Raw genomic sequence first — 265 nt, forward strand, 5'->3', positions numbered from 1 at the left:
GAAGTAACCACTTCATCTTCAGCCATAACACCCGATAAAATCTCAGTATGAGTCGCATCGCTTCGCCCTAAGGTTACTTCAACCGATTTAAAACGCCCCTCACCAAGCGCAATTACAATGCGGTTTTGGCTACCAGTGCGAATAACCGCCTCTTTAGGCACAATTAACTGCTTTTCAGCTTTTTGGCTATGAATACTCACTTGCGCAAACATATTTGGTTTTAACTGATGACCTTCGTTATTAAAGCGCAAACGCACTCGTAAAG

Annotated in this window: 1 protein-coding gene; it reads right to left on the reverse strand. The window is 43.0% G+C overall.

What is annotated here, in order from left to right:
• Window positions 1-265: efflux RND transporter periplasmic adaptor subunit (locus AAEY55_RS18390; protein ID WP_407072713.1), on the reverse strand; the 265-nt coding region annotated here is incomplete at both ends.

Origin of the sequence: Pseudoalteromonas sp. 120-MNA-CIBAN-0494 (assembly GCF_040308885.1) — a bacterium.
GTDB classification, from domain to species: domain Bacteria; phylum Pseudomonadota; class Gammaproteobacteria; order Enterobacterales; family Alteromonadaceae; genus Pseudoalteromonas; species Pseudoalteromonas nigrifaciens.